Here is a 23,519-nt window from a genome sequence, read left to right as displayed (position 1 = left end):
TCTCTCCCGTCGTCCAATTACGTATTAATTAAAGAATCCACTTGAGCATTGCCTGCGGTATGCCTTCGTTAACGCCGCTGATACCGAACTTGTTGCTCCAGTACTGGTACTCGACGCCTGCCAGGATCTTGCCCTTGCCAGTCAGATCCACGAGGATCTGGGGTTGACTGATGATGTTGTCGGCCTTGGCGAATGATCCGCCGTTCTCACCGGCGGCATAGTCGAGGAAGCCGGTGAACTGCCACTTGGTCGGGCCAATCTTGAACGGCAACAACCAGTCGATAGTGACCTGGTAGCCGGTCTGGGAGGTACCCGCGACATCCAGTGTGCTTTGGCGTGCGTACAGGTTGAGATCAAAGTAGGCAAAGCCCGGGATCTTCAGCGGAAAGCCGACACCGTAGAGGGTACTGTGCAATCCCGCGCCGAATTCCGTGCCCAGGGCCAGCATGACGTCCTTCACCGGACCAAAGGCCAGGTTCTTGTTGAACATCTTGCCGAAGCTCAGGCGCGGAGAATACTCACCGTAAAACGTGGTGCCCGTGCTTTGCGGATTGATGACGTCGACGAAGAAGAAGTTGTCGCCGTACTTCCAGCCGTCCGCGTGTTCGAAGGTCGCGATGGTTTTGCTGCTGGCATTTACCTTGTACCCGCTGCCGGAAAGCAGCTGGATATCGGTCATGGACCAGTCGGCGGCCCGTGCCGCCTGGGTGGAGGCCAGTCCCAGGCAGGTCGCCGCAGCCAGGCAGGCGGCAAGCGACACCCGAGGGCTGCGGTGCTGCAGGGTTGGTATGCGTTGCATTGTTGTGACTCCTGTTTGGGTTGATAAATCCAACGTTGTATACAACAAAGCAATCCGCATGCCAGCACAACCAGCACCTTGCAATCCAGGCGCCAGAAATCATTCTTTCTTTAGAAAACAGTTACTTAAACTTTATATAGAAGGGCTTAGCGGAGCCCACCACGCCCGCGGAGGGCCCGCATCAGAGGATTGGTGCACCAAGGAGACACGGAGCCCGGAAAAGTCGCACCGGCCAGGTGCATCGGGCTTCAAGCGGACTTGCGACGGTGGCGCTGCTTCGCCAACTGGGTCAGGGTGAGCGTTTTGGCGAAGTTTTCGCTGCGGGTGATATGGGAGTTCATGGCGGCCTGGGCGCCGGCCAGATCCCGCCGGATCAGGCGTTGGCAGATTTCGAAATGCTCCTGGTAGGTGCGGTCGATGCGCTGATTCTCGGTGAAGTCCAGGCGGCGGATGACACGAATGTGGCGATTGAGATCATTGAGGTAGCGCGCCAGCACCAGGTTGCCGCCTCCCTGGGCCAGGGCGATGTGGAATCCCTCGTCCCGGGCCTCCATTTCGTCCGGGTTGTCGCTGCGGTCCTTCTGGTGCGCAGGGTCCCATTCCTGGGCCAGGGCCTGCAGCTCCTGGTCTGACATGAAGGTGACGGCGAGCTCCAGGGACAGGTTTTCCAGGTTCTGGCGCACGCGGTAGTACTGTGCCAGCGTGTCGATATCGATCTCGCGGATAAAGCAGCCCTGCTTGGGAATGACTGTCAGGTAGCCTTCCGCTTCCAGGCGCTGCAGGGCGGCCCGGACCGGCGTCCGGCTTACATCGAAGGTCTCCGCGAGTTCCGTTTCGGTGATGCGCGAGCCCGGATAGAGCTCGAAATCCAGGATCATGTCCCGGATCGAGCCGTAGATGTCTTTCGATGCCGTTTTCTTCATTCGCGCTGCCCGGCAGGCCTGTAGTGCCTACCTTACCGCAATGTGCGAAGTCGGGGCAGTGCCCAGGATCGGTATCAGGAATTTTCCGGTGAAGGATTCCGGGTGGGCCGCGATTTCTTCCGGCGTGCCCTCGGCAACGATAGTGCCGCCGCCTTCCCCACCCTCGGGGCCGAGGTCCACGATCCAGTCGGCCGTCTTGATCACATCCAGGTTGTGTTCGATCACCACCACGGTGTTGCCGTGATCCCGTAGCCGGTGCAGCACATCCAGCAGGTTCTGGATGTCATGGAAGTGCAGGCCGGTCGTGGGCTCATCCAGTATATATAAGGTACGGCCGGTGTCGCGTTTGGACAGCTCCCGCGACAGCTTGATGCGCTGGGCCTCGCCGCCGGAAAGGGTAGTGGCGCTCTGGCCCAGGGTGATGTAGCTCAGGCCGACGTCCATGAGGGTGTCCAGCTTGCGCTTGACCACCGGAATGGCGTCGAAGAAGTCGGCCGCAACCTCGACCGTCATCTCCAGCACCTCGTGGATGGTCTTGCCCTTGTAGCGGATCTCCAGGGTCTCGCGGTTGTAGCGTTTACCCTTGCAGACATCACAGGGCACATAGACGTCCGGCAGGAAGTGCATTTCCACCTTGATCAGGCCATCACCCTGGCAGGCCTCGCAGCGGCCGCCGCGCACATTGAAGGAAAAACGCCCCGGGTTGTAGCCGCGCGAGCGCGCCTCGGGCGTACCGGCGAACAGTTCGCGGATGGGCGTGAACAGGCCGGTGTAGGTGGCCGGATTGGAACGGGGCGTGCGCCCGATGGGGGACTGGTCGATGTCGATGATCTTGTCGAACTGCTCGAGTCCGTCGATGCCGTCGCAGGGGGCGGGTTCAAGGTTGGACTCGTACAGGTGCACGGCCACGGTCGCATACAGGGTGTCATTGATCAGCGTCGACTTGCCCGAGCCGGACACGCCGGTAACGGCCGTGAACAGGCCCACGGGAATGGACACATCCACATTCTTGAGGTTGTTGCCGCGGGCCTTGCGGATCACCAATTTGCGCTCGGGATCATTTTCCGTGCGCGAAACGGGGACCGGAATTTCCTTGCGGCGCGAAAGATACTGGCCGGTAATGGACGCCTCGTTTGCTTCAATGTCGGCCGGCGTTCCCTCGGCAACTACGCGGCCGCCGTGCACCCCGGCACCGGGGCCGATGTCAAGCACATGATCGGCGGCGCGGATCGCGTCCTCGTCGTGTTCGACCACAATTACCGTGTTACCCAGGTCACGCAGATGCATGAGGGTCGCCAGCAGGCGTTCGTTGTCTCGTTGGTGCAGGCCAATGCTGGGTTCGTCCAGAACGTACATCACGCCAACAAGGCCGGCCCCGATCTGGGAGGCCAGGCGAATCCGCTGGGCCTCGCCGCCGGACAGGGTCTCGGCCGAGCGTTCCAGCGACAGATAATTGAGACCGACATTGACGAGAAAGCCCAGGCGCGCGCGCACTTCCTTGAAGATCTTTTCCGCGATTTCGCCGCGCCGTCCCTCGAGCTTCAGCCCTTCGAAAAACTCCAGGGCCCGGCCCACGGGCAGGCGTGTGACTTCATGTAGCGGCTTGTCCTGCACAAAGACGTTGCGCGCCTCCACTCGCAGGCGCGACCCTCCGCAGGCCTCGCACGGCTGATGGCTCAGGTACTTCGCCAGTTCCTCGCGCACACTGTTGGATTCGGTATCCCGGTAGCGCCGCTCCATGTTCGGAATCACGCCCTCGAACGGGTGCTTGCGCCGGTAACTGGAACCGCGATCGCCGTGATAGACGAAGCTGATGGTCTCGTCCCCGCTGCCGTACAGAATGATTTCGCGGACTTTCTTTGGCAACTTCTCAAACGGCTTGTCGATATTGAACTTGTAATGCTTCGCAAGCGATTCCAGCATGGCGAAATAGAACGCATTGCGCCGGTCCCAGCCGCGGATGGCGCCCTGGGGCAGGCTGAAGGCCGGTTCGTGCACGATGCGATCGGGATCGAAGAACTGGCGAACGCCCAGACCATCGCACTCGGGACAGGCGCCGGCGGGATTGTTGAAGGAAAACAGTCGCGGTTCCAGTTCCGAAAGCGAGTAGCCGCAATGCGGACAGGCGTAGCGGGAGGAGAACAGAATCTCGTCGCCGGGGCCTTCATCCGGGACCGTGGCTACCAGCAACAGGCCCTCGCCCAGTTCCAGTGTGGTCTCGATGGATTCCGCCAGCCGCTGCTGTTGTCCATCGCGGATGGCAACGCGGTCGACCACCGCCTCGATCGTGTGCTTGTAGTTTTTCTTGAGCGGCGGCGCCTCGTCCAGTGAGATCACTTTCCCGTCAATGCGTGCGCGGACATAACCCTGGGTTCGCAGACCGTCGATGATGTGCGCATGTTCGCCCTTGCGGTCCTGCACCAGGGGCGCGAGCAACATCAGCTTGGTCCCTTCGGGCAGGGTCATGAGATGGTCCACCATCTGGCTTACGGTTTGCGCTTCCAGGGTGACACCATGTTCGGGACAGCGCGGTTCGCCGACGCGTGCATACAGCAGGCGCAGGTAGTCGTAGATCTCGGTGACCGTGCCGACGGTGGAGCGGGGGTTGTGGGAAGTGGACTTCTGTTCGATGGAGATGGCTGGCGACAGACCCTCGATCAGGTCCACGTCCGGTTTTTCCATCAGCGAAAGAAACTGGCGCGCGTACGCGGAAAGCGATTCCACGTATCGACGTTGTCCCTCGGCGTACAAGGTATCGAAGGCAAGTGAGGACTTGCCCGAACCCGACAGACCCGTAATAACAATCAACTTGTCGCGCGGCAGATCGACATTGATGTTGCGCAGATTGTGCGTGCGTGCGCCGCGGATTCGAATCGTTTCCATCTCTTTCCGTTCGTCGTGCAGGGTCTTTGGTTTGTGTGCGAGGGCGAACCTGCTACTATAGCGCCGCGTTTTCACCCCGGCAAAATCGACTCTAAGATGTTGCTTTTGTTCCGGAATTCGTCCCAATTGTTAATCTGATGTAAAAATGGCCTCTTCCCGCACCCGCAATCCCATGACGCCGCTGGAGCGGCGCGCCACATCGAGTCTCGCCGCGATCATGGCCCTGCGTATGCTGGGTCTGTTCCTCATGTTGCCGGTCCTGGCCCTGTACGCGGAAGACCTGCGCGGACACACACCGTTCCTCGTCGGCCTGGCCATGGGTATCTACGGCCTGACCCAGGCGCTGTTGCAGATTCCCTTTGCCATGGCGTCGGACCGCCTCGGGCGCAAACAGGTGATTGTGACCGGGCTGCTGATCTTCGCCGTTGGCAGCGCTGTTGCCGCCCTTGCCCACACCATCGAAGGTGTGATCATCGGGCGTGCAATCCAGGGCGCCGGTGCCGTGTCCGCGGCGGTGATCGCCCTGGTGGCGGACCTGACCCGGGACGAGCAGCGGACCAAGGCCATGGCTTTTATTGGCATCAGCATCGGCTCGTCGTTCATTATCGCCATGCTGGTGGCGCCGCCATTGCAGGGCATCATCGGGGTTCCGGGCATCTTCTGGGCCACCGGAGGCCTTGCCCTCGGCGGCATCGTACTGTTGTTGTTGGCGGTGCCGGCACCGCAGCGCTTCACCCCGGCAACCACGCCGGTTGCGGATCTGATGCGCATGCTGCGCAACCCGCGGCTGCGCCGATTCGATCTCGGTATCTTCACCTTGCACGCCACCATGACCGCGGTTTTTCTGATGGTGCCGACCCTGCTCAAGGAGCACGCCGGACTTGCGATCCATAACCAATGGAAGGTTCTGCTGCCGGCCATGGTGCTGTCGGTCTTTATCATGTTGCCGCTGGTCTATGTCGCGGAGCGCTATCGCAAGATTCCCACGGTGTTCCCGATCGCCATCGTGCTTATCATCGTTTCCCAGGGCCTGATGTATTTTGGCCGCGACTCCGCGGTCGACCTGACCATTGGCATGATGGTGTTTTTCGGCGGCTTCAACGTTCTCGAGGCCCTGTTGCCGTCCCTGGTGTCCCGCGCTGCGCCCCCGGAGAGCAAGGGCGCGGCCATGGGCGTGTACAACAGCTCCCAGTTTATCGGGGTATTCGTCGGAGGTGCCGTGGGCGGCTGGCTGTTTGGCACCTGGGGCGCCGAGGGCGTCGTCATCGGGGCCGTCGCGGTGCTTGCCCTGTGGCTTCTGCTGACCGTCATGGGCTCCATTCCGCTGTTGCCGGAGAATCCGGGCGCCTCCACCCCCGGGGCGCGAGAGGCCGAAAGCTAGCCGGCGCACGAAGAATTCCCGTTCATCGGGATTACACTGCCCGGCAGACCGGGCGGAGCGGCAAACCCGCCGCCCCGGCGTCAGCCAACAGCCCAGCATACCCAGGAGGAATCATGGCACGCGGTATCAACAAGGTTATTCTCGTCGGACATCTGGGTCGGGACCCGGAGGTGCGTTATGCACCCAGTGGCCAGGCCATCGCCAATGTCACCATCGCCACCTCCGAGCAGGGGAAGGACAAGAACACGGGCGAAAAACAGGAGCGCACCGAATGGCATCGGGTGGTGTTCTTCAGCCGACTGGCGGAGATCGTTGGTGAGTATCTGAAGAAGGGGTCCCAGGTCTACGTCGAAGGTCGTCTGCAGACCCGCAAGTGGCAGGACAAGGATGGCAACGACCGCTACACCACCGAGATCGTTGCCAACGACATGCAGATGCTGGGTGGTCGTGGTGGTTCCGGCGGTCCCTCGGAGACCTACAACCAGGAACCGTCCGCAGCCCCACAGCCGGCGGCGACTGGAGCCGGCGGCGGCGATTTCGACGACGACATTCCGTTCTGAGCCCGGCCTTAGCCCGGCGGCCAGGCCATCGTTCGGCCGCCGAGCACGTGCAGGTGCACGTGCCACACCGATTGGCCGGCATCGGCATTGCAGTTGATCAGACTGCGGTAGCCGCTGTCGGCAATACCCTCATCCGTTGCCACCTTCTGCGCCGCCAGATACATGCGCCCGATCAGTTCCGCCTGTTGCGGCGTGACATCGTTGAGCGTGGTGATATGTTCCTTCGGAATGACCAGAAAATGCACCGGCGCCTGGGGATTGATGTCGCGGAACGCCAGCACATGATCGTCTTCATACAACACATCGGGCTTGATCTCTCCCTGTGCCATTTTGCAGAACAGGCAATCGTTGGCCATGGCTCTCCTTCCTCGAGGTCGTTTCACCGATTAAACCACCGGCGTGATCGGGCTGTCGACCGCATGCAAAAGACGCACGCTTTGGAACGGCTATGGATCGATTGACGGTATCCGCCCTGCACAGCCAGGGCGTTATCGGGCCGTGCACGCTGGCGCTGGCGCCGGGGGAGTGCGTGTGTCTGTCGGGGCCTTCGGGTGCGGGCAAGACCCTCCTGCTGCGTGCCATCGCCGATCTCGATCCCCACGACGGCGAAGTAAATCTCAACGGCGAGTCCTGCACCGCCATGCGCGCACCGCAATGGCGTCGGCGCGTCGGGCTGCTGCCGGCGGAGAGCGCCTGGTGGTACGACACCGTCGGACCGCACTTCCCGAACGGCGATCTCCAGGTGCTGCAACAACTCGGGTTTTCAGCCGAGGTCCTGGACTGGCAGGTACGTCGCCTGTCCAGCGGCGAGCGCCAACGCCTGGCCCTTGCGCGCCTGCTGGCGAACCGGCTGCGATCGGCAATTGCGTCTGCAGGACGGGTGCGTGGAGCCAGCATGAGGACCGTGCTTCTGAGCCCTGGCGACCTGGCGCTGGCAGCGGTGCTGGTGTTCCTGCTTGCGGCGTTGTCGTTTCGCATGAAGCTGGGGGTGCACGGGCAGTTGCTGGTTGCTGCCGGCCGTACGGCGGCGCAACTAACGATCGTCGGCTTCGTACTCAAGCTGGTCTTCGACGACACACGTCTGGTGTGGGTTGTTCTGGTTACCGGGGTGATGCTGTTGGTGGCGGGCCGTGAGGTCATGGCGCGACAGCAGCATCGACTTGCCGGATGGTGGGGCTTTGGCATCGGCAGCGCATCCATGTTCGTGTCCTCGTTCGGCATCACTGTGCTGGCTCTGCTCACCATCATCCAGGTGCATCCCTGGTATGAACCCCAGTACGCCATCCCGCTCCTGGGTATGATGCTGGGCAATACCATGAACGGGATCGCGCTGGGCCTGGACAGGCTCCATGCCTCGGCAAGCGATCAGCGGTCCGTGATTGAGGCGCGGCTCATTCTCGGCCAGGAGTGGACCGAGGCCATGGCCGATATCCGCCACAGGGCAATGCGCACCGGCATGATCCCCATCATCAATGCCATGGCGGCCGCCGGCATCGTCAGCCTGCCGGGCATGATGACCGGCCAGATTCTGGCGGGTGCCCCGCCGCTGGAGGCGGTGAAGTATCAGATCCTGATCATGTTCATGATCACCGCCGGCACCGGTTTTGGTACGCTGCTGGCGGTGTCGGCGGCGGCGCGCCGGCTGTTCGACGAACGTCAGCGCCTGCGGCTGGATCGTCTGATCAAAACCGATATTTGATACCGGTACTGAAGCTGGTGTCGGTGGGTTTTACGCCGGCCGGTGGCCGGCTGTCGTGGTATATGTTGAGGGTCATGGCAAGATCCAGGGTCTTGCTGATGGATACGATGAGACCGGCTTCCTCGGACAAGCGAAAATCCGCCACATCGTTCATCGCGGGCTGGCAGTACGTGGTTGTCGCGAAGTGGGTATGGGAGCCAATGGCGTGTTTCCACACCAGATACAGGTTCGCTCGCCACAGGTCTTCGGTCCCGTTGCCACTGAGCTCCTCCTCCGAATAGAAGGCCCCGACCCCGAACCAGGCCGCCTTGTCATCCTGTTTCATGAGCGTGCGGCGCATGCCCCCGCCGAGCAGGGCGCGGTAGTTAAGTCGGCGAAATTCATTCTGTTCGATCTGGCCGAATCCTTCCCAGGCCCAGCGCGGATTCAGGGTCACCACGTGGCGTCCATGCAGGAATGATTTGTTCACATCTCGCACGCCGTTGGACTCGCCGAAATCGTAACTCCCGACCACAAAGTCCAGCACGTCGCCGCGCTTCCAGTTAACGCGCCCGCCGGTGCTGACGTGCAGGCCGCTGCTGTTGCCGCTCAGGCTGGTGGCACTCAGATCGAAGCGCCCGCTCACGCCTTCCGGAGGAGTCTTGGCGCGGATGTCCTCGATATTGACGATGGCGTATGCGGAATGGCTGGTCAAAACTGCCAGCACAAGGAAAAGCGCACGCAGACGGGTGAAGCCCTGCGCCTGGTTGTGGGTATTGCCATGCATTGACTGCATTGTACAGGATTCCGGACCCGCGCTGCGGTACCCACACTGTGCATGGCATAATGGATAGCGCGGCCGGACGGGTCGCGACTGTGATCCTACACCGGTTACCATCTCCATGAGTGCAAATCAGGCCTCAGCACAGCGCTGGCAATTCTGGATCGATCGTGGCGGTACCTTCACTGATATCGTTGCGCGACGACCGGACGGGCGCCTGCAAACGCGCAAGCTCCTGTCAGAGAACCCTGGCCGCTACGACGATGCCGCCCTGCAGGGCATACGCGAATTTCTGGGTCTGGGCAGTGATGATGCGATCCCGCCCGAGCAGATTGATTCGGTGAAGATGGGCACCACGGTTGCCACCAATGCGCTGCTGGAACGCAAGGGCGCCCGCACCCTGCTGCTGGTTACGCGCGGCTTTGGCGACGCTTTGCGCATCGCTTACCAGAACCGCCCGGCCATCTTTGCACGCCACATCCAGTTGCCACAGCTGTTGTATGAACGGGTGGTCGAGGTAGATGAACGCCTGGATGCGCGCGGTGAGGTGATCAGGTCCCTGGATGCCGATTCCGCGTGCGGCGCGCTAAAGGCAGCCTTCGGCGATGGTATACGCTCCGTGGCCATCGTACTTATGCATGCCTATCGCAACCCGGATCACGAAAGGAGGCTCGCGGCGCTTGCGCGGGAAGTCGGCTTCGAGCAGGTATCGCCCTCGCACGAAGTAAGTCCGCTCATGAAACTGGTGGCGCGGGGCGACACCACGGTCGTCGACGCCTACCTGTCTCCGGTCCTGCGGCGCTACGTAGACCGGGTGGCCGCTGCCCTGGGCGACACACGCCTTCTGTTCATGCAGTCCAATGGCGGCCTCGTGGACCACATGTACTTTCAGGGCAAGGACAGCATCCTGTCCGGGCCGGCCGGCGGGGTCGTCGGTGCGGTGCGCACAAGTACCGCCGAAGGCTTTGAACGAATCATCGGTTTTGACATGGGCGGCACCTCCACAGACGTATCCCATTACAGTGGTGAACTGGAACGCAGTTACGACAATCAGGTCGCCGGGGTTCGCATGCGCGTGCCGATGATGTATCTGCACACCGTCGCCGCCGGTGGAGGATCGATCGTCCAGCTGGATGGCCAACGCCTGCGCGTTGGTCCGGAGTCCGCGGGGGCGGATCCCGGACCGGCCTGCTATCGTCGCGGGGGTCCGCTCACGGTCACCGACTGCAATGTGATGGTGGGCAAGCTCAATGCTGAATTTTTTCCCCGGGTCTTCGGCGCGGACGGCAGGCAGTCCCTGGACACCGATGCAGTGGTCCGCGGTTTCGAACGCCTGGCCAGCGAAGTCGGTGCAGCCACGGGCGCAGCGCCATCACCGGAAGCCCTGGCCCATGGCGCTTTGCAGATCGCGGTGGAGAATATGGCCGCCGCCATTCGGCGGATCTCGGTGCAGCGCGGGCACGACGTCACCGACCATGTGCTGTGTTGTTTTGGTGGTGCCGGCGGGCAACACGCCTGCATGGTGGCCGATGCGCTGGGTATGAGCACGGTGTATCTGCATCCCCATGCCGGCGTGCTTTCAGCCTTCGGGATGGGTCTGGCGCAACTGCGCTGGATGGGAGAGCGGGCGGTGGAACGTCATGTGGACTCCGATCTGCTTAATGGGCTGGAGGCCGCGTACGGCGAACTCGAGGCGGAAGGCACGCGCGTATTGGGCGAGCAGGGCGTGGATGAGGTTCGCTGCCAACGGCGCATGTTGTTGCGCTACGAGGGCACCGATGCCGGACTGACGGTGGACCACGGGTCGGCGGAACAGGTCCGTACCGCCTTCGAGCGGGCCTACCGTGCGCGCTACGGCTTCACAGAGCGCGGGCGCGCCCTGGTGTGCGAGGCTATATCCCTGGAGGTGCTGGGCGGTGGCGTGGAGGATCCGGGTCCGGCGGCGGTATCGACCGCTTCGCCAGGGTCTCCGGTGGCCCACACCGAATTCTACGCTTTCGACTCTGCCCGCCGTGAAGCCCGGGAAATGGAGGCGGCGGTGTACCGACGCGAACAAGTGGTCGCCGGGCAGAGCATCGACGGTCCGGCGATGATCATAGAACCGGACAGTACCATCGTCGTCGAGGCCGGCTGGAGCGCGCGGCTGGGTTCCCATGGCGGCCTGGTGCTGGAACGGTTTGCCCAGCTGGGCAGGGCCGTGCTGGAAACCGGCGTTGATCCCGTCCGCCTCGAGATCTTCAATCAGTTGTTCATGTCCGTGGCGGAGCAGATGGGCGTCGTGCTGGAGAAGACCGCCCATTCCGTCAACATCAAGGAGCGCCTGGATTTTTCCTGTGCCGTGTTCGACGGTGACGGGGCGTTGGTGGCGAATGCGCCTCATGTTCCCGTGCACCTGGGCTCCATGGGCGAGAGCGTGCGCGCCGTCATTGATGCCGCCGACAAGCTTCACCCGGGGGATGCCTGGGTGCTGAATGCGCCCTACCAGGGGGGAACCCATCTGCCGGATATCACCGTGGTTACCCCGGTGTTCGACCAGGCCGGGCAGGAAATCCTGTTCTACGTTGCGTCGCGCGGACACCATGCCGATGTCGGCGGAATCAGCCCCGGGTCCATGCCGCCTCACAGCCGTGTGGTGAGCGAGGAGGGCATTCTCATCGAGCCTATGCCCCTGGTGCGCGATGGGCGCTTTCGCGAGCAGGAGCTGCGTGAGTTGTTCGGCGCGGGTCCCTGGCCGGCGCGCAAACCGGAACAGAATCTCGCCGACCTGCGGGCTCAGGTGGCCGCCAACGAGGCCGGCGCGCGGGAGTTGCGCAAGATGGTGGATCACTACAGCGCGGCAACGGTACGGGCCTACATGCAACATGTACAGGACAATGCCGAGGAATCCGTACGGACGGTGATCGACCGTTTGCACGACGGCAGCTGGTTGTGTCCCCTGGATGACGGGAGCGCGATCCGGGTTTCCATCCGTGTCGATCACGCATCGCGCAGCGCCACCGTGGATTTCACCGGGACCTCGGCCCAGCGCGCAAGCAATCTGAATGCACCAGGCTCCGTGTGCAAGGCGGCGGTACTCTATGTCTTTCGTTCCCTGGTGGACCGCGACATTCCTCTCAACGCCGGTTGTTTCAAACCACTGACGCTGATTGTCCCGCCCGGGAGCATGTTGAATCCCCAATACCCGGCGGCCGTGGTGGGCGGAAACGTCGAGACTTCGCAGTGCATCGTCGATGCTCTGTTTGCCGCCCTGGGCGAAATGGCAGCTTCCCAGGGGACCATGAACAACCTGACCTTCGGCAATATGGATTGGCAGTACTACGAGACGATCTGCGGTGGAACCGGCGCCGGCCCCGATTTTGACGGCGCCGATGCGGTCCAGAGTCACATGACGAACTCGCGCCTGACCGACCCCGAGGTGCTGGAATGGCGCTTTCCGGTGCGGGTGGAGTCATTTTCGATCCGTCGGGGCAGCGGCGGGCTGGGCCGGCATCGCGGTGGGGACGGGGTCGTGCGCAGTCTGTGTTTCCTTCAGCCCATGTCCGCGGCCATCCTGTCCGGGCGGCGCAAGGTCGTTCCCTTTGGGCTGCACGGCGGGGGCAATGGCGCCCCGGGGCGAAACCGGGTGTTTCGTGCCAACGGAACGGTGGAAAATCTGCCGGGCGCTGCCGAGGTACAAATGGATACCGGAGATATCCTGTCCATTGAAACCCCGGGTGGCGGTGGCTTCGGGGAATAGATTGAGGTCGGGAAACATCTGTAGCAAACGGCAGCTTTTCGGAAGCGACAAGGAGAAGAGATGACTCGATTTGTGCAACTTGTCCTGGTGTCCCTGTTGCTGGGCGTCGTGGGGACGGCGCTGGGCGACGACGATCTGGTGCATCGACTGGAAACGATGGGTCACGACCAGCGCTGGAATTCCTTTGTCGATCAGATCTATGCCCTGCACAAGAAACTGATTGCCGGCCGCGATGTAAGAACCAGCGACCGCATCGGCGGCTATTATCGTGAGCCGAAGTTCTATCGTGAGGTGACCTATACGGACCTGAAGACCGGGCAGGTGATCAGCCGTATCAGCTGGGAGCGTGCACACCCGGATCGCATCCACGTGATCCAGGTTTATCTCTACGACAAGCAGGGCAGAGTGATTCGGGACTATACAGGCGCCTATCGCACCACGGACCACGACTCACCGCAGGCGACGGAAATCAATCTGCACGCCTACCATGGAAAGCTGCATGCCTTCCGACAGTTCAATGCTTCCAACGAGATTTACTATGAAAAGTGCACCGGTACCTGGAACGGCAAACCGGTCGATATCCGACTGGACGACGAGGACCTGGCCAACTTCGAGGGTGAGTCGGATACCCCAATGACCACTCCGGAGTATGCCCGGTGCTTTGCCGGACTGCCGGAGAGCGCGGGGAAGTATCTGATCCCGCAGTAGGGTGCTGGGGAGAGGAACGTGCGCCGGGCGTTGGATTCCGGCCCGGCGCCGGAAGGGTTCCTGTCTAGACCATTTCCTTCAGGCCCTTGAGCGCGGTCACCTTGACGGTGTTCCGTGCCGGCTTGGCCTTGAACATCATTTTTTCGCCCGTGAACGGATTTACGCCTTCGCGTTCCGGCACGGCCGGCTTGTGTACCACTTTCACCTTCATCAGGCCGGGGACGTTGAAAACGCCAACGCTTTTCAGGTCAGTCTGCATCATACCTGCCAGGGCATCGAAGACAGCAGAGATGTCTTTTTTCTTGAGCCCCGTCTGCTCGGCGAGGTTGGAATAGATTTCTGTTTTGGTGGAAGGTTTTCCGTTAGCCATCAATCGCTCCTACGCAGTAGTTCGTAAGGTTGAAAATTCTGAAGACCGGGTTTCGGTTCTTGTCGTGCCGCGCTCGTGTCATCCGGGAACTGCGCTGCGAGGATTATTATGCGAATTCCTCGCTTCCTGCAAGCGATTAAGCAAAAAAACCGCGCACTTTTTGCCTTTGAGAATTATGGAATCGCGAAACCGTCTTCGGTTTGGTGAATAATCCATTCATTTGCAAACGCAATTTTTTGTTTGGTCCCGTCTGCAATCAGTTGCGGATTTCTTGCGGAGAAAGCGAAAATCCGGAATCCGGATGCGCTCTTTCCCGTTGGACGGACCGCCGGGTCCGGATCCGGCGGCCGTGGCCCCGCCCGCAAAACCGGCCATGGACTAATGCGCAGACGCCGGGCCGCCGCTATAATCCCGCCTTGCATTGGGCGGGCCCCGTCCCCACAAAGCAGCTGTCTACGACGGAATTCGAGGAATTGGTCATGCCGATCTATGAATATCGCTGTCAGTCCTGCGGCCACGAGCTGGAGGCCATGCAGAAGATGAGCGAGGCAGCACTCACGGATTGCCCCGACTGCGGGAAACCGGAACTGAAGAAGCTGATTTCGGCCGCCGGATTCCAGCTCAAGGGTACCGGTTGGTATGCCACGGATTTCAAGGACAAGGGCGGGAAAAAGGAGCCGGCCAAGGCCGAATCCGGGCACGCCTGCGCGGCCGGCGGCGCCTGTGGCTGCAAGTCCTGAGGCCTGACGGCCATGAGTCCGCTGCGCCGCTATCTTGTTGCCGGGCTGCTGGTGTGGGTCCCCCTGGGCGTGACGGTGCTGGTGATCCGTCTTCTGGTGGATCTGATGGATCGCACGCTGTTGCTCCTGCCGCTGGCCTGGCGGCCGGAGCAGCTGATCGGCTTCCGTATCCCCGGTCTCGGTATCGTGCTTGCGGCGGCCGTGGTCCTGGTCACCGGTGTGGTGGTGGCCAATCTGTTGGGACGGCAACTGGTGGCGCTGTGGGAGCGGTTCCTGGCACGGATCCCCCTGGTGCGATCGATCTACGCCGGCGCCAAACAGGTGGCGGAAACGGTATTTTCCGGATCCGGACGCTCTTTCCGCGAAGTGGTTATGATCGAGTACCCGCGTGCGGGCACCTGGACCCTGGCCTTCGTCACGGGTGACGGAATGCGGGAAGCGCGGGACCGGATCGGAGACGACGTCATCAACGTTTTCGTACCCACGACACCGAATCCGACGTCGGGTTTCTTTCTCATGGTACGGCGCGCCGATGTCGTGCCACTGAAGATTCCGGTGGAAGAGGGGCTGAAGGTCATCATCTCCGCGGGCGTACTGGTCCCGGAGAACAACAAATAGGCGGACCCCAAGACGGAGGGCCGCGCCAACAACCACCGGCGCATGCCGATGGGCGAAAGACAGGAAACCAGGTAGGAAATCATGCGTAGTCATTTTTGCGGGGAGGTAAACGAGACTCTCCTGGATCAGGACGTGGCCGTTTGCGGATGGGTGCATACACGTCGCGATCACGGCGGCGTCATCTTTATCGACCTGCGCGACCGCGAAGGTATCGTTCAGGTGGTATGTGATCCCGATACGCAGGAGGCCTTCACTACCGCAGAGGGTGCGCGTAACGAATTCGTATTGCGTGTCCTCGGGCGCGTGCGTCGTCGTCCGGCAGGAACCGAGAACCCCGAACTTCCGACGGGCCAGGTCGAGGTGCTGGTGAAGGAAATCGAGGTGCTGAACAAGTCCGATGCCTTGCCGTTCCAGCTGGACGAGTCCGATGTCGGCGAAGCAGTGCGTTTGAAGTACCGCTACCTGGATCTTCGGCGCGACTTCATGCATCGCAACATCCGCCAGCGACATCGCATCACCCGCAGTCTGCGACGCTTTCTGGAGGACCACGGCTTCATCGAGATCGAGACACCCATGCTCACGCGTTCGACGCCGGAAGGCGCGCGGGATTACCTCGTTCCCAGCCGTACCCACGGCGGACACTTCTTTGCCCTGCCGCAGTCGCCGCAGTTGTTCAAGCAACTGCTCATGATTTCCGGCTTCGAGCGCTACTACCAGTTCACCCGCTGTTTCCGAGACGAAGACCTGCGCGCCGACCGGCAGCCGGAGTTCACCCAGCTGGATATCGAGTTGGCCTTTGTCGACGAGGAGCAGGTCATGGGTCTGATCGAGGAGATGATCCGCACCCTGTTCCGGGAGGAGCTTGGTGCGGAGTTGCCCGATCCCGTGCCGCGTCTCGGCTACCGGGAGGCCATGAGCCGCTACGGCAGTGACCGGCCCGACCTGCGCATCCCGCTGGAGCTGGTGGAGGTCAAGGACCTGATGCAGGACGTGGAATTCAAGGTCTTCTCCGGACCGGCCAGGGATCCCCATGGCCGCGTGGCGGCATTGCTCCTACCGGCTGGCGGCGGCCTGACCCGCAAGCAGATCGATGACTACACTGCCTTCGTCGCGCGCTATGGCGCGAAGGGTCTGGCCTACATCAAGGTGAACGAGGTCGCCAAGGGCCGCGATGGCCTGCAGTCGCCGATTCTGAAATTCCTGCCCGACGATACCGTCAACGGGATTCTGGAGCGCACCGGGGCTGCCGACGGGGATCTGATCTTCTTTGGCGCCGACAACGCCCAGATCGTGAACGACGCCCTGGGGGCCCTGCGCGTGGCGCTCGGCGAGGACCAGGGACTGGTGGAGGCCGGCTGGCGCCCGGTGTGGGTGGTGGACTTCCCCATGTTCGAGTACGACTCCGAGACGAGACGTTACAAGGCCCTGCACCATCCGTTCACCTCACCGCAGGCAGACTATGAGGAAACCCTGGACAGCGATCCGGTCAATGCCATGGCCCGGGCCTACGACATGGTCCTGAACGGGACCGAGATTGGCGGTGGTTCCATCCGTATCCACCGTAGCGCGGTGCAACAGCGCGTATTCGCCGCCCTGGGAATCGAGGAAGACGAGGCGCGGGAGAAGTTCGGTTTCCTGCTGGATGCCCTGCGTTTTGGCGCGCCGCCCCACGGCGGGATCGCCTTCGGTCTCGACCGTATCGCCGCGATGATGGCGGGGGTGGAGTCCATACGTGATGTCATCGCCTTCCCCAAGACACAAAAGGCCTCATGCCTGATGACCGAGGCGCCGAGTGTTGTTTCCGACCTACAGCTTCGTGAGTTGAACATCCGGCTGCGCCGTCCGGTGGAAGCGGCAGGCGAAGGTGGTGGTGGCGAAAAGGTCTGACCCGGCCGCGGGCTACAAGCGGCCCGAATCCATCATCGTGGTGGTGCACACACGCGACGGCAAGGTCCTGCTGCTTCGCCGCACGAATCCCCCGGACTTCTGGCAATCCGTCACCGGCAGCATGCGGTGGGACGAGCGCGAGCCTCGTGCAACCGCAATCCGCGAATTGAGGGAGGAAACGGGCATCGACCCAGGCCAGGGTCTGCGCGACTGGCAGCGTGTCAATCGCTACGAGATTCTGCCGGAGTGGCGGCCCCGCTACGCCCCCGACGTACATATCAATCTCGAACATGTGTTCTCGCTGCAATTGCCGGCCCCTGTCGTCGTGGTGATGCGCGACCATGAGCACAGCGAGTGCGCCTGGCTGGACTTTGCGGCTGCCGAGACACGCGCCTCATCCCGTACCGATCGGGAGATCATTGCTGCATTGCGCATGGAATACGAACAGGGCCAGCCATGAGCGAAGCCCCGGAGGCGGTGGTGCTGTTGCCGGGCCTGTGGTTACCGTGGTGGGTCTTGTTGCCGTTGCGTCGGCGCCTGCGGCGGGCCGGCTACGCGGCCTGCATCTTCCGCTACCGCTCCATGAAGGACGATCTCTTTTCCACAGTCTCGGCGGCGGTGTGGTTCGAGCCCTGTTCCATTATTCGCCTCCATCCCGGCCCGGGCGCATCGTCAGTCTTGGCTCTCCCTTGTCGGGCACGCGCGCCGGCGCGCGCCTGGCCCGCTCTTCCCTGGGGCGCATGCTGATTGGTCGTGCGGTGATGGATGTGGTCGCAGGTGAGCCGCGAACCTGGGCGCCGCCGCGACGGGACTTCGGGGCCATTGCCGGCGACCGGCCCGTGGGCCTGGCGATGTGGATGGGTAACCTGGATCGGCCGCATGACGGGGTCGTGAGCCTGGCTGAGGCGCAGCCCTCCTGGGCCACGGATCGGCGGGTACTTCACCATTCGCACACGGGCATGCTGGCAGCGCCGGATACGGCGCGCCAGCTGTGCGAGTTTTTGAAAACCGGGAGGTTTGCGGACGAGGCCCGCAACCAGGCTTAACCGGACTGCTTGGCCTGCTCGGCGGCGATCTCGGCGCGTACCTGGTCCATGTCCAGTTCCCGCGCCTTGCCGATCAGTTCTTCCAGGGCCGAACCGGGCAGGGCCCCGGGTTGCGCGAAGATCACGATCTGGTCGCGGAAGATCATCAGGGTCGGAATGGAACGAATCTGGAAGTGTGCCGCCAGTTCCTGCTGTTCCTCGGTGTTGACCTTGGCGAACACCACGTCCTCATGATTCTCGGAAATCTGTTCGTAAACGGGGCCGAAACTCTGGCATGGACCACACCACGGGGCCCAGAAATCCACCAGGATCATGCCGTTGTTGTCGACGGTTTCGGAAAAATTCTCTTTCGTCAGTTCAAGGGTTGCCACAATATAGTCCTGTCGTCTGTCTGTGATCGGGTGTCCTGCCCTGTATGGGGGCGGTCCGCCGGTGAGACAAGCCCGGCGGGGGCGGGGGTTTTCGCAAGGGGGCCTAACGCTTCGTTTTCGTGCCCCAGGCGGACCAGATGAGGACCATGAGATCGCGCCCACCGGTGGCCAGGGTGAGGCCGTCCGGGGACAGGGCCAGGGCCTGTACGGCCCCGTTCTGGCCCGTGAGAATGTCCCGAATGGAACCGCTTTCCCGGTCCAGGACCGCCACGGCGTTGTTGCTCAGGCCCACGTACAGGGACATTCCATCGGGTGAGAATGCCAGGGATTCCACCCGGTCCACCCGGGCCTGCAGGGAACGCTGGGAGGCTCTTCCCCCGGGATTCCACAGGCTAATCGCGCCCCCCTGACCCCCACTCGCGATCCAATTGCCGTCGGGCGACAGGGCCAGGGCCGATGCGTGATCTGGCGCCGTGACGGCGTGAAACCGGTTCTGGCCGGTTTTTACGTCCCAGAGGGCCACGGAACCCTTGCCATCACCCGTCGCCAGCAGGGATCCATTGGCGGAAAAGGCGAGCCCGGTGATTGCGCCCTGACCGGCATGCAGCCGAATCCCGCGACCCTTGCCATCGGCCTTCTGAATCAACAGATTGCCCCGGTTGTCGCCCGCGGCAACCCATTTCCCGTCGTTTGAGGCGGCCAGACGGGTGATCGCATCTTCCGGGCCCGGCAGGCTTGCGATGGTGTCGCCCTGATCCAGGCCGCGGATGTCGATGCCGCCGCCAGCAGCCACGGCGAACCAGCCGCCGCTGGTCGTGGCGGCGATGATGCGACCGCCGTCGGCACCATCGGCCAACTGCTGCAGGCGTTGGCCGGTACGCGGGTCCCATAGCAGGACTTGCCCGGAATCGTCGGAAGACAGCAGGCGGCGGTCGCCGTCGAGGAAGGCGACGGATCGTACCGGGGCCGAATGTCCGATCAGCGTAAAGGCGAGCCGGGACGGGCGGTCCGAGATCTGTTCCCTCGGGCCTTCGCTTGCACCGGTCCCCGAGCCGCCCCAATACTGGAAGCCGATCCCGGCGAGCGCCAGGATCACCAGGCCCGCGAGCAGCCAGCGCCCGGCCTTCCAGCGGTCCACATAGCTGTCATCCGGATCATTGGCTGTCGCAGCTTCGGCAGGCGGTGCCGGCGCCGGTCGCGGGGGCGATGGGACCTGGGGCGGGCGTCGGCGCCCCAGGAGGCCCTCCTGCAGTTCCTGGGCGCTTTGGGGGCGTCGCTGGGGGGCGATCTCCATGGCCCAGTCGATGCACTGCAGGACGAATTTGGCGAAATCCGGGACGCCCACCCGGGCCAGCGACGCCAGAGGGTCGGGCTGGTTCTGCTGGATAGCCTGGGCGCGTTTCAGGCCGCCGGCGGGCGAGATGCCGGTAACGCAACGAAACATGGACGCACCGAGCGCGTAGACGTCGGTCCAGGGGCCCGGCGCGCCCTGGTCCGGATACTGTTCCAGTGCCGCGTAGGCAGGCGTCAAGGTGATGGGCTGGAGTTCCCCGGCAGCGCTGGTGGGCTGCCGCGCGGAGCCGAAATCGATCAGCATGGGGCTGCCGTCCTGGCGCAGGTAGATATTGTCCGGTTTGATGTCCAGGTGCAGCAGGCCCGCGTCGTGTATGGCCTGCAGTCCATTGAGAATGGGAAGAAAGACTCGCAGCAGCTCCTGCTCCGTCAGTTTGTTGCCGTGGGTGGCCAGATAATGGGCAAGACTCTGGCCTTGCTCATATTCCATGACCATGTAAGCGGTGTTGTGCGCCTCGAAATAGCGCAGGACCCGCACGATGTTCTGGTGCTTGAACTGTGCGAGGGCGCGGGCCTCTCTAAGAAACTGCTGCAGGCCCCAAAGGTAGAGTTCCTTGCCGCGGACGCCCGCCTCGGGCGCGTCGGCAATGTCGGAATTTTCGTCGCGCCGGGCCAGCGACGCAGGAAAGAATTCCTTGATGGCGACGCGTGTGCCCAGATTGTTGTCCGTGGCGAGGTAGGTGATGCCAAATCCGCCCTGGCCGAGGACGGCATCGATGCGATATTCGCCAAGGGTGTGCCCCAGGGAAAGCGCGCTTGCGTTGGCGGTTGATTCCATTGCTTATTTTCGCCTGCGTCAGTCCGTGCCAAGCCTTGCAGTTACGGTAGCCACAATCCGCCGACCGGGCAACTCTTGCGGCGACGTGTGTGGGTGATATCGCTATAATCCCGGGCCGTGAGCCCTACCATTAATATAGTCTGAAGGCGCCCTTGGAATCGGCTTCCCCAACGCCCAGGGTCGCGATGGGCTGGTTCTACGGCGGCTTGGCCGTCTTGCTGGGAGTCTTCATCCTGGTCTGGGCCACGGGCTCCAATCGGCCGCTTTTCCTGTTGCTCAACGCGGTCAGCCAGTTCACGGGCGACGACCTGTGGGCCCACATCACCTTACTGGGCGAAGGGCTGTTGGCATTCGCCATCTTGGGCCCCCTGGTCCGGCGCGATCCTGAGCTTGCCTGGTCGCTGATTATTGCGGCGGTACTCGGGACTCTTGCGATACACGGGCTCAAGCACGCCCTGCACCTGCCACGGCCGGCCAGTCTCTTGGCCTCTTCGCAAATCCATATCATCGGTCCGAGGTTGCTGACCGGCTCCTTTCCGTCCGGGCATGCAAGCACCGTGGTGTTGCTGGCGACCGTGGTGGGTCTGCACCACCGGCGGCCATGGATTCTGGTTTCGCTGCCGATTCCGGTGCTGCTTGTGGCCTTCTCGCGGGTGGTGGTGGGCGCCCACTGGCCCCTGGACGTGTTGGGCGGATTGGTGCTGGGATGGACGGTGGGCCACATCAGCGTGTGGTTGGCGCGCCGCTGGCCGATCGGCCTGGGCAGGAAGTGGCAGATCGGAATCATTATTCTGTCCCTGGCCTGCGGGGCAGCTTTCTGGGATGCCAACACCGGGCAGGTTCTGGCGCGGAATTTCCAGCACCTGTTGAGCGCGTTGACCGTGGTGCTGGGTCTGTGGGCCCTCTACGGTGTTTTCCGGCGTCAGAGCGACGCTCCGAGCTAGGCGCTTGTTCGGGTCCTTGCCGGGACATCGGCGGCCGCCGTGCGCCGGCGGCTACCGCAAAATCGAAGCACAAGAGGATCCACACATGGCCGGCCATAGCAAATGGGCCAACATCCGTTTCCGCAAGGGCGCACAGGACGCCAAGCGCGGAAAAATCTTCACCCGCCTGATCCGTGAAATCACTGTCGCGGCCCGTATGGGCGGCGGCGATGCGTCCGCCAATCCCCGTCTGCGCACCGCCATCGACAAGGCCCTGGCGCAGAATATGCCCAAGGACAATATCGAGCGCGCGATCAAGCGTGGCACCGGCGAACTGGAAGGCGTCCAGTATGAGGAGGTACGCTACGAAGGCTACGGTCCCAACGGCGTCGCGGTGATGGTGGATTGCGCCACCGACAATCGCAACCGTACGGTTTCCGAGGTCCGTCACGCCTTCTCCAAGCATGGTGGCAATCTCGGCACTGACGGTTCGGTGGCCTATCTGTTCACGCGCATGGGCGTGCTGGCTTACCCCAGCGAAACCGACGAGGACAAGGTCATGGAAGCGGCTCTGGAGGCCGGCGCCGACGACGTCGTGCAGGAAGGCGACGGAAGTATCGAGGTACAAACCACACCGGAAGAATTCGATGCCGTGTGCACGGCCATGAAGAGCGCGGGACTGGAACCCGAAGTGGCTGAAGTAACGGAACGCGCGTCCACCGAGGTCTATCTCGATGGCGAAGAAGGGGAAAAGATGCTGCGCTTGCTGGATGCCCTGGAAGAGCTCGACGATGTGCAACAGGTGTACAGCAACGCCGATTTCTCCGAAGAGTTGCTGCAACAGGAGGCGGGCTAGCGTGTCCGCGGGGGAGCGGGGCTGAGCATGCGAATCCTCGGCGTCGATCCTGGCTCCCGTCTTACCGGCTTCGGAATCGTCGAAGTGGGCGAACGTGGCCGTCTGGTCTACGTCGCCTCCGGTTGTATCCGCACGCCCCCGGAAGAACTGGCCCCACGCCTGAAGTCGATTTTCGACGGAATTATCGAAGTAATCGCGACTCACAACCCCGATGTCATGGCGATCGAGAAAGTATTTCTCGCGCGCAATGCGGACTCGGCCCTGAAGCTCGGTCAGGCCCGTGGCGCGGCCATCTGCGCCGGTCTACACCATGATTTGCCCCTGGCCGAGTACACGGCCCTGCAGATCAAACAGGCTGTGGTGGGTACCGGTCGTGCGCAGAAGAACCAGGTACAGCACATGGTGACGGCCCTGTTGCAGTTGTCCGGCACGCCCCAGGCCGATGCGGCTGACGCCCTGGCCTGTGCCATCTGTCATGCCCATAGCAGTTCCGGCATTGCCGCGGCGTTCGCGGGCATGAAGAGGGCACGCCGATGATCGGGCGCTTGCGCGGTACCCTGGTTCATAAGGAGCCACCGGTGCTACTGGTGGATGTCGGTGGTGTCGGCTACGAACTCGAGGCACCCATGGCGACGTTTTATGATCTTCCAGTCGTGGGGGAAACCGTGACCCTGCACACCCACCTGGTGGTCCGCGACGATGCCCACCTGCTCTATGGCTTCTCGCGCGAGTCCCAACGTCGCCTTTTTCGCAACCTGCTCAAGGTCAGTGGTGTCGGTCCGCGCGTGGCCCTGGCCCTGCTTTCGGGGCTCAGCGAGCAGGAGTTTGCCGATTGCGTCGCCAGCGAGGACATCGCCCGCATCAGCCGGGTCCCCGGTATTGGCCGGAAGACCGCCGAGCGCCTGATCGTGGAAATGCGCGACAAGGTGCAGGGAGGTACAGTGGAGCCCGGTGGGCCGGCAGCAGCGAGCGATGTGCCCCTGAATGCCGTGGGCGAGGCGGTGAGTGCGCTCATGGCCCTGGGGTACAAGCCGAATGAGGCCAGCCGCCTGGTGCGGGGCGTGCAGACCGAAGGCCTGGGTACCGAGGACATTATTCGACAGGCGCTCAAGGGCGCCGCGGGGTAGG

General features: G+C 62.7%; 22 protein-coding genes. 14 read left to right on the top strand and 8 right to left on the bottom strand.

Going from position 1 to position 23,519, the window contains the following annotated elements; translation table 11 throughout:
* Nucleotides 1–28: 28 nt before the first annotated feature.
* The 3 genes from P8X48_03955 to uvrA all read right to left on the bottom strand — a co-directional run bounded on the left by P8X48_03955 (nt 29) and on the right by uvrA (nt 4,605).
* Nucleotides 29–799 (bottom strand): outer membrane protein OmpK, encoded by a 771-nt coding sequence (locus tag P8X48_03955; protein MEJ2106472.1) that lies wholly within the window; start codon nt 797–799, stop codon nt 29–31.
* 248 nt (nt 800–1,047) lie between these two features.
* The gene (locus P8X48_03950) at nt 1,048–1,722 is read right to left on the bottom strand and encodes a GntR family transcriptional regulator (protein MEJ2106471.1); all 675 of its coding nucleotides are present in this window, start codon (nt 1,720–1,722) and stop codon (nt 1,048–1,050) included.
* A gap of 27 nt (nt 1,723–1,749) precedes the next feature.
* Nucleotides 1,750–4,605, bottom strand: a complete 2,856-nt coding sequence (gene uvrA / locus P8X48_03945) for an excinuclease ABC subunit UvrA (GenBank protein ID MEJ2106470.1) — start codon at nt 4,603–4,605, stop codon at nt 1,750–1,752.
* 145 nt (nt 4,606–4,750) lie between these two features.
* Between uvrA and P8X48_03940 the strand changes: the two genes are divergently transcribed.
* Nucleotides 4,751–5,986, top strand: a complete 1,236-nt coding sequence (locus P8X48_03940) for an MFS transporter (GenBank protein ID MEJ2106469.1) — start codon at nt 4,751–4,753, stop codon at nt 5,984–5,986.
* A 110-nt stretch (nt 5,987–6,096) separates the two neighbouring features.
* Nucleotides 6,097–6,546 (top strand): single-stranded DNA-binding protein, encoded by a 450-nt coding sequence (gene ssb / locus P8X48_03935; GenBank protein ID MEJ2106468.1) that lies wholly within the window; start codon nt 6,097–6,099, stop codon nt 6,544–6,546.
* An 8-nt stretch (nt 6,547–6,554) separates the two neighbouring features.
* Here the strand turns inward: ssb and P8X48_03930 are convergent, their stop codons facing one another.
* On the bottom strand, nt 6,555–6,902 hold the full coding sequence (locus P8X48_03930; protein ID MEJ2106467.1) for a histidine triad nucleotide-binding protein: 348 nt from the start codon (nt 6,900–6,902) through the stop codon (nt 6,555–6,557).
* A 92-nt stretch (nt 6,903–6,994) separates the two neighbouring features.
* On the opposite strand from P8X48_03930, the gene fetB reads away from it, so the two are divergent.
* Nucleotides 6,995–8,245: an iron export ABC transporter permease subunit FetB gene (gene fetB, locus P8X48_03925; GenBank protein MEJ2106466.1), complete on the top strand. Its 1,251-nt coding sequence runs from the start codon at nt 6,995–6,997 to the stop codon at nt 8,243–8,245.
* On the opposite strand, the gene P8X48_03920 is transcribed toward fetB, so the two are convergent.
* Nucleotides 8,229–9,020: a DUF481 domain-containing protein gene (locus P8X48_03920; protein ID MEJ2106465.1), complete on the bottom strand. Its 792-nt coding sequence runs from the start codon at nt 9,018–9,020 to the stop codon at nt 8,229–8,231. The genes fetB and P8X48_03920 overlap by 17 nt on opposite strands.
* A gap of 106 nt (nt 9,021–9,126) precedes the next feature.
* Between P8X48_03920 and P8X48_03915 the strand changes: the two genes are divergently transcribed.
* Together P8X48_03915 and P8X48_03910 are read left to right on the top strand one after the other, a co-directional pair.
* Nucleotides 9,127–12,741, top strand: a complete 3,615-nt coding sequence (locus tag P8X48_03915; GenBank protein MEJ2106464.1) for a hydantoinase B/oxoprolinase family protein — start codon at nt 9,127–9,129, stop codon at nt 12,739–12,741.
* A gap of 60 nt (nt 12,742–12,801) precedes the next feature.
* Entirely contained in the window at nt 12,802–13,449 is a 648-nt protein-coding gene (locus P8X48_03910) for a hypothetical protein (protein ID MEJ2106463.1), read from the top strand.
* Between the two features lie 64 nt (nt 13,450–13,513).
* Here P8X48_03910 and P8X48_03905 read toward each other — a convergent pair whose 3' ends face one another.
* Nucleotides 13,514–13,819, bottom strand: a complete 306-nt coding sequence (locus tag P8X48_03905) for an HU family DNA-binding protein (GenBank protein ID MEJ2106462.1) — start codon at nt 13,817–13,819, stop codon at nt 13,514–13,516.
* A 479-nt stretch (nt 13,820–14,298) separates the two neighbouring features.
* On the opposite strand from P8X48_03905, the gene P8X48_03900 reads away from it, so the two are divergent.
* From P8X48_03900 to P8X48_03880, 5 genes are all read left to right on the top strand, one after another.
* Complete coding sequence (locus tag P8X48_03900; protein ID MEJ2106461.1) at nt 14,299–14,559, top strand: zinc ribbon domain-containing protein; 261 nt, start codon at nt 14,299–14,301, stop codon at nt 14,557–14,559.
* A gap of 12 nt (nt 14,560–14,571) precedes the next feature.
* Nucleotides 14,572–15,177, top strand: coding sequence for a DUF502 domain-containing protein (locus P8X48_03895; protein MEJ2106460.1), 606 nt, complete (start codon nt 14,572–14,574; stop codon nt 15,175–15,177).
* 81 nt (nt 15,178–15,258) lie between these two features.
* On the top strand, nt 15,259–17,064 hold the full coding sequence (gene aspS, locus P8X48_03890; protein ID MEJ2106459.1) for an aspartate--tRNA ligase: 1,806 nt from the start codon (nt 15,259–15,261) through the stop codon (nt 17,062–17,064).
* The gene (gene nudB, locus P8X48_03885; GenBank protein ID MEJ2106458.1) at nt 17,048–17,524 is read left to right on the top strand and encodes a dihydroneopterin triphosphate diphosphatase; all 477 of its coding nucleotides are present in this window, start codon (nt 17,048–17,050) and stop codon (nt 17,522–17,524) included. The genes aspS and nudB overlap by 17 nt, the downstream gene beginning before the upstream one ends.
* Nucleotides 17,525–17,561: 37 nt before the next feature.
* Nucleotides 17,562–18,110 carry a hypothetical protein gene (locus P8X48_03880; GenBank protein MEJ2106457.1) on the top strand — a complete coding sequence of 183 codons (549 nt, stop codon included), beginning with the start codon at nt 17,562–17,564 and terminating at the stop codon, nt 18,108–18,110.
* On the opposite strand, the gene trxA is transcribed toward P8X48_03880, so the two are convergent.
* Both trxA and P8X48_03870 read right to left on the bottom strand, forming a co-directional pair.
* A complete protein-coding gene (trxA, locus tag P8X48_03875) occupies nt 18,107–18,481 on the bottom strand; it encodes a thioredoxin (protein MEJ2106456.1) in 375 nt (124 codons plus the stop codon). The genes P8X48_03880 and trxA overlap by 4 nt on opposite strands.
* Nucleotides 18,482–18,584: 103 nt before the next feature.
* Entirely contained in the window at nt 18,585–20,612 is a 2,028-nt protein-coding gene (locus tag P8X48_03870; GenBank protein ID MEJ2106455.1) for a serine/threonine protein kinase, read from the bottom strand.
* 152 nt (nt 20,613–20,764) lie between these two features.
* On the opposite strand from P8X48_03870, the gene P8X48_03865 reads away from it, so the two are divergent.
* The 4 genes from P8X48_03865 to ruvA all read left to right on the top strand — a co-directional run bounded on the left by P8X48_03865 (nt 20,765) and on the right by ruvA (nt 23,518).
* Nucleotides 20,765–21,556, top strand: a complete 792-nt coding sequence (locus P8X48_03865; GenBank protein MEJ2106454.1) for a phosphatase PAP2 family protein — start codon at nt 20,765–20,767, stop codon at nt 21,554–21,556.
* A gap of 85 nt (nt 21,557–21,641) precedes the next feature.
* Entirely contained in the window at nt 21,642–22,391 is a 750-nt protein-coding gene (locus P8X48_03860) for a YebC/PmpR family DNA-binding transcriptional regulator (protein ID MEJ2106453.1), read from the top strand.
* A gap of 27 nt (nt 22,392–22,418) precedes the next feature.
* Complete coding sequence (ruvC, locus tag P8X48_03855) at nt 22,419–22,928, top strand: crossover junction endodeoxyribonuclease RuvC (protein ID MEJ2106452.1); 510 nt, start codon at nt 22,419–22,421, stop codon at nt 22,926–22,928.
* Nucleotides 22,925–23,518, top strand: coding sequence for a Holliday junction branch migration protein RuvA (gene ruvA / locus P8X48_03850; GenBank protein ID MEJ2106451.1), 594 nt, complete (start codon nt 22,925–22,927; stop codon nt 23,516–23,518). The genes ruvC and ruvA overlap by 4 nt, the downstream gene beginning before the upstream one ends.
* Nucleotide 23,519 lies beyond the last annotated feature (1 nt).

Source organism: Acidiferrobacteraceae bacterium (assembly GCA_037388825.1).
Taxonomy (GTDB): Bacteria; Pseudomonadota; Gammaproteobacteria; order Acidiferrobacterales; family JAJDNE01; genus JARRJV01.
The sequence above is the reverse complement of the archived record's forward strand: the minus strand, read 5'-3'. Positions and strand labels throughout refer to the sequence as shown.

Bases quoted from the DNA above. Each gene is read 5' to 3' on its own strand.
- P8X48_03915 (MEJ2106464.1), top strand. From the start codon at position 9,127: ATGAGTGCAAATCAGGCCTCAGCACAGCGCTGGCAATTCTGGATCGAT.
- ruvA (MEJ2106451.1), top strand. From the start codon at position 22,925: ATGATCGGGCGCTTGCGCGGTACCCTGGTTCATAAGGAGCCACCGGTG.
- P8X48_03860 (MEJ2106453.1), top strand. From the start codon at position 21,642: ATGGCCGGCCATAGCAAATGGGCCAACATCCGTTTCCGCAAGGGCGCA.
- ruvC (MEJ2106452.1), top strand. From the start codon at position 22,419: ATGCGAATCCTCGGCGTCGATCCTGGCTCCCGTCTTACCGGCTTCGGA.
- P8X48_03940 (MEJ2106469.1), top strand. From the start codon at position 4,751: ATGGCCTCTTCCCGCACCCGCAATCCCATGACGCCGCTGGAGCGGCGC.
- P8X48_03920 (MEJ2106465.1), bottom strand. From the start codon at position 9,020: ATGCAGTCAATGCATGGCAATACCCACAACCAGGCGCAGGGCTTCACC.
- P8X48_03895 (MEJ2106460.1), top strand. From the start codon at position 14,572: ATGAGTCCGCTGCGCCGCTATCTTGTTGCCGGGCTGCTGGTGTGGGTC.
- P8X48_03870 (MEJ2106455.1), bottom strand. From the start codon at position 20,612: ATGGAATCAACCGCCAACGCAAGCGCGCTTTCCCTGGGGCACACCCTT.
- uvrA (MEJ2106470.1), bottom strand. From the start codon at position 4,605: ATGGAAACGATTCGAATCCGCGGCGCACGCACGCACAATCTGCGCAAC.
- P8X48_03930 (MEJ2106467.1), bottom strand. From the start codon at position 6,902: ATGGCCAACGATTGCCTGTTCTGCAAAATGGCACAGGGAGAGATCAAG.
- P8X48_03905 (MEJ2106462.1), bottom strand. From the start codon at position 13,819: ATGGCTAACGGAAAACCTTCCACCAAAACAGAAATCTATTCCAACCTC.
- P8X48_03910 (MEJ2106463.1), top strand. From the start codon at position 12,802: ATGACTCGATTTGTGCAACTTGTCCTGGTGTCCCTGTTGCTGGGCGTC.
- aspS (MEJ2106459.1), top strand. From the start codon at position 15,259: ATGCGTAGTCATTTTTGCGGGGAGGTAAACGAGACTCTCCTGGATCAG.
- P8X48_03955 (MEJ2106472.1), bottom strand. From the start codon at position 799: ATGCAACGCATACCAACCCTGCAGCACCGCAGCCCTCGGGTGTCGCTT.
- fetB (MEJ2106466.1), top strand. From the start codon at position 6,995: ATGGATCGATTGACGGTATCCGCCCTGCACAGCCAGGGCGTTATCGGG.
- P8X48_03950 (MEJ2106471.1), bottom strand. From the start codon at position 1,722: ATGAAGAAAACGGCATCGAAAGACATCTACGGCTCGATCCGGGACATG.
- P8X48_03900 (MEJ2106461.1), top strand. From the start codon at position 14,299: ATGCCGATCTATGAATATCGCTGTCAGTCCTGCGGCCACGAGCTGGAG.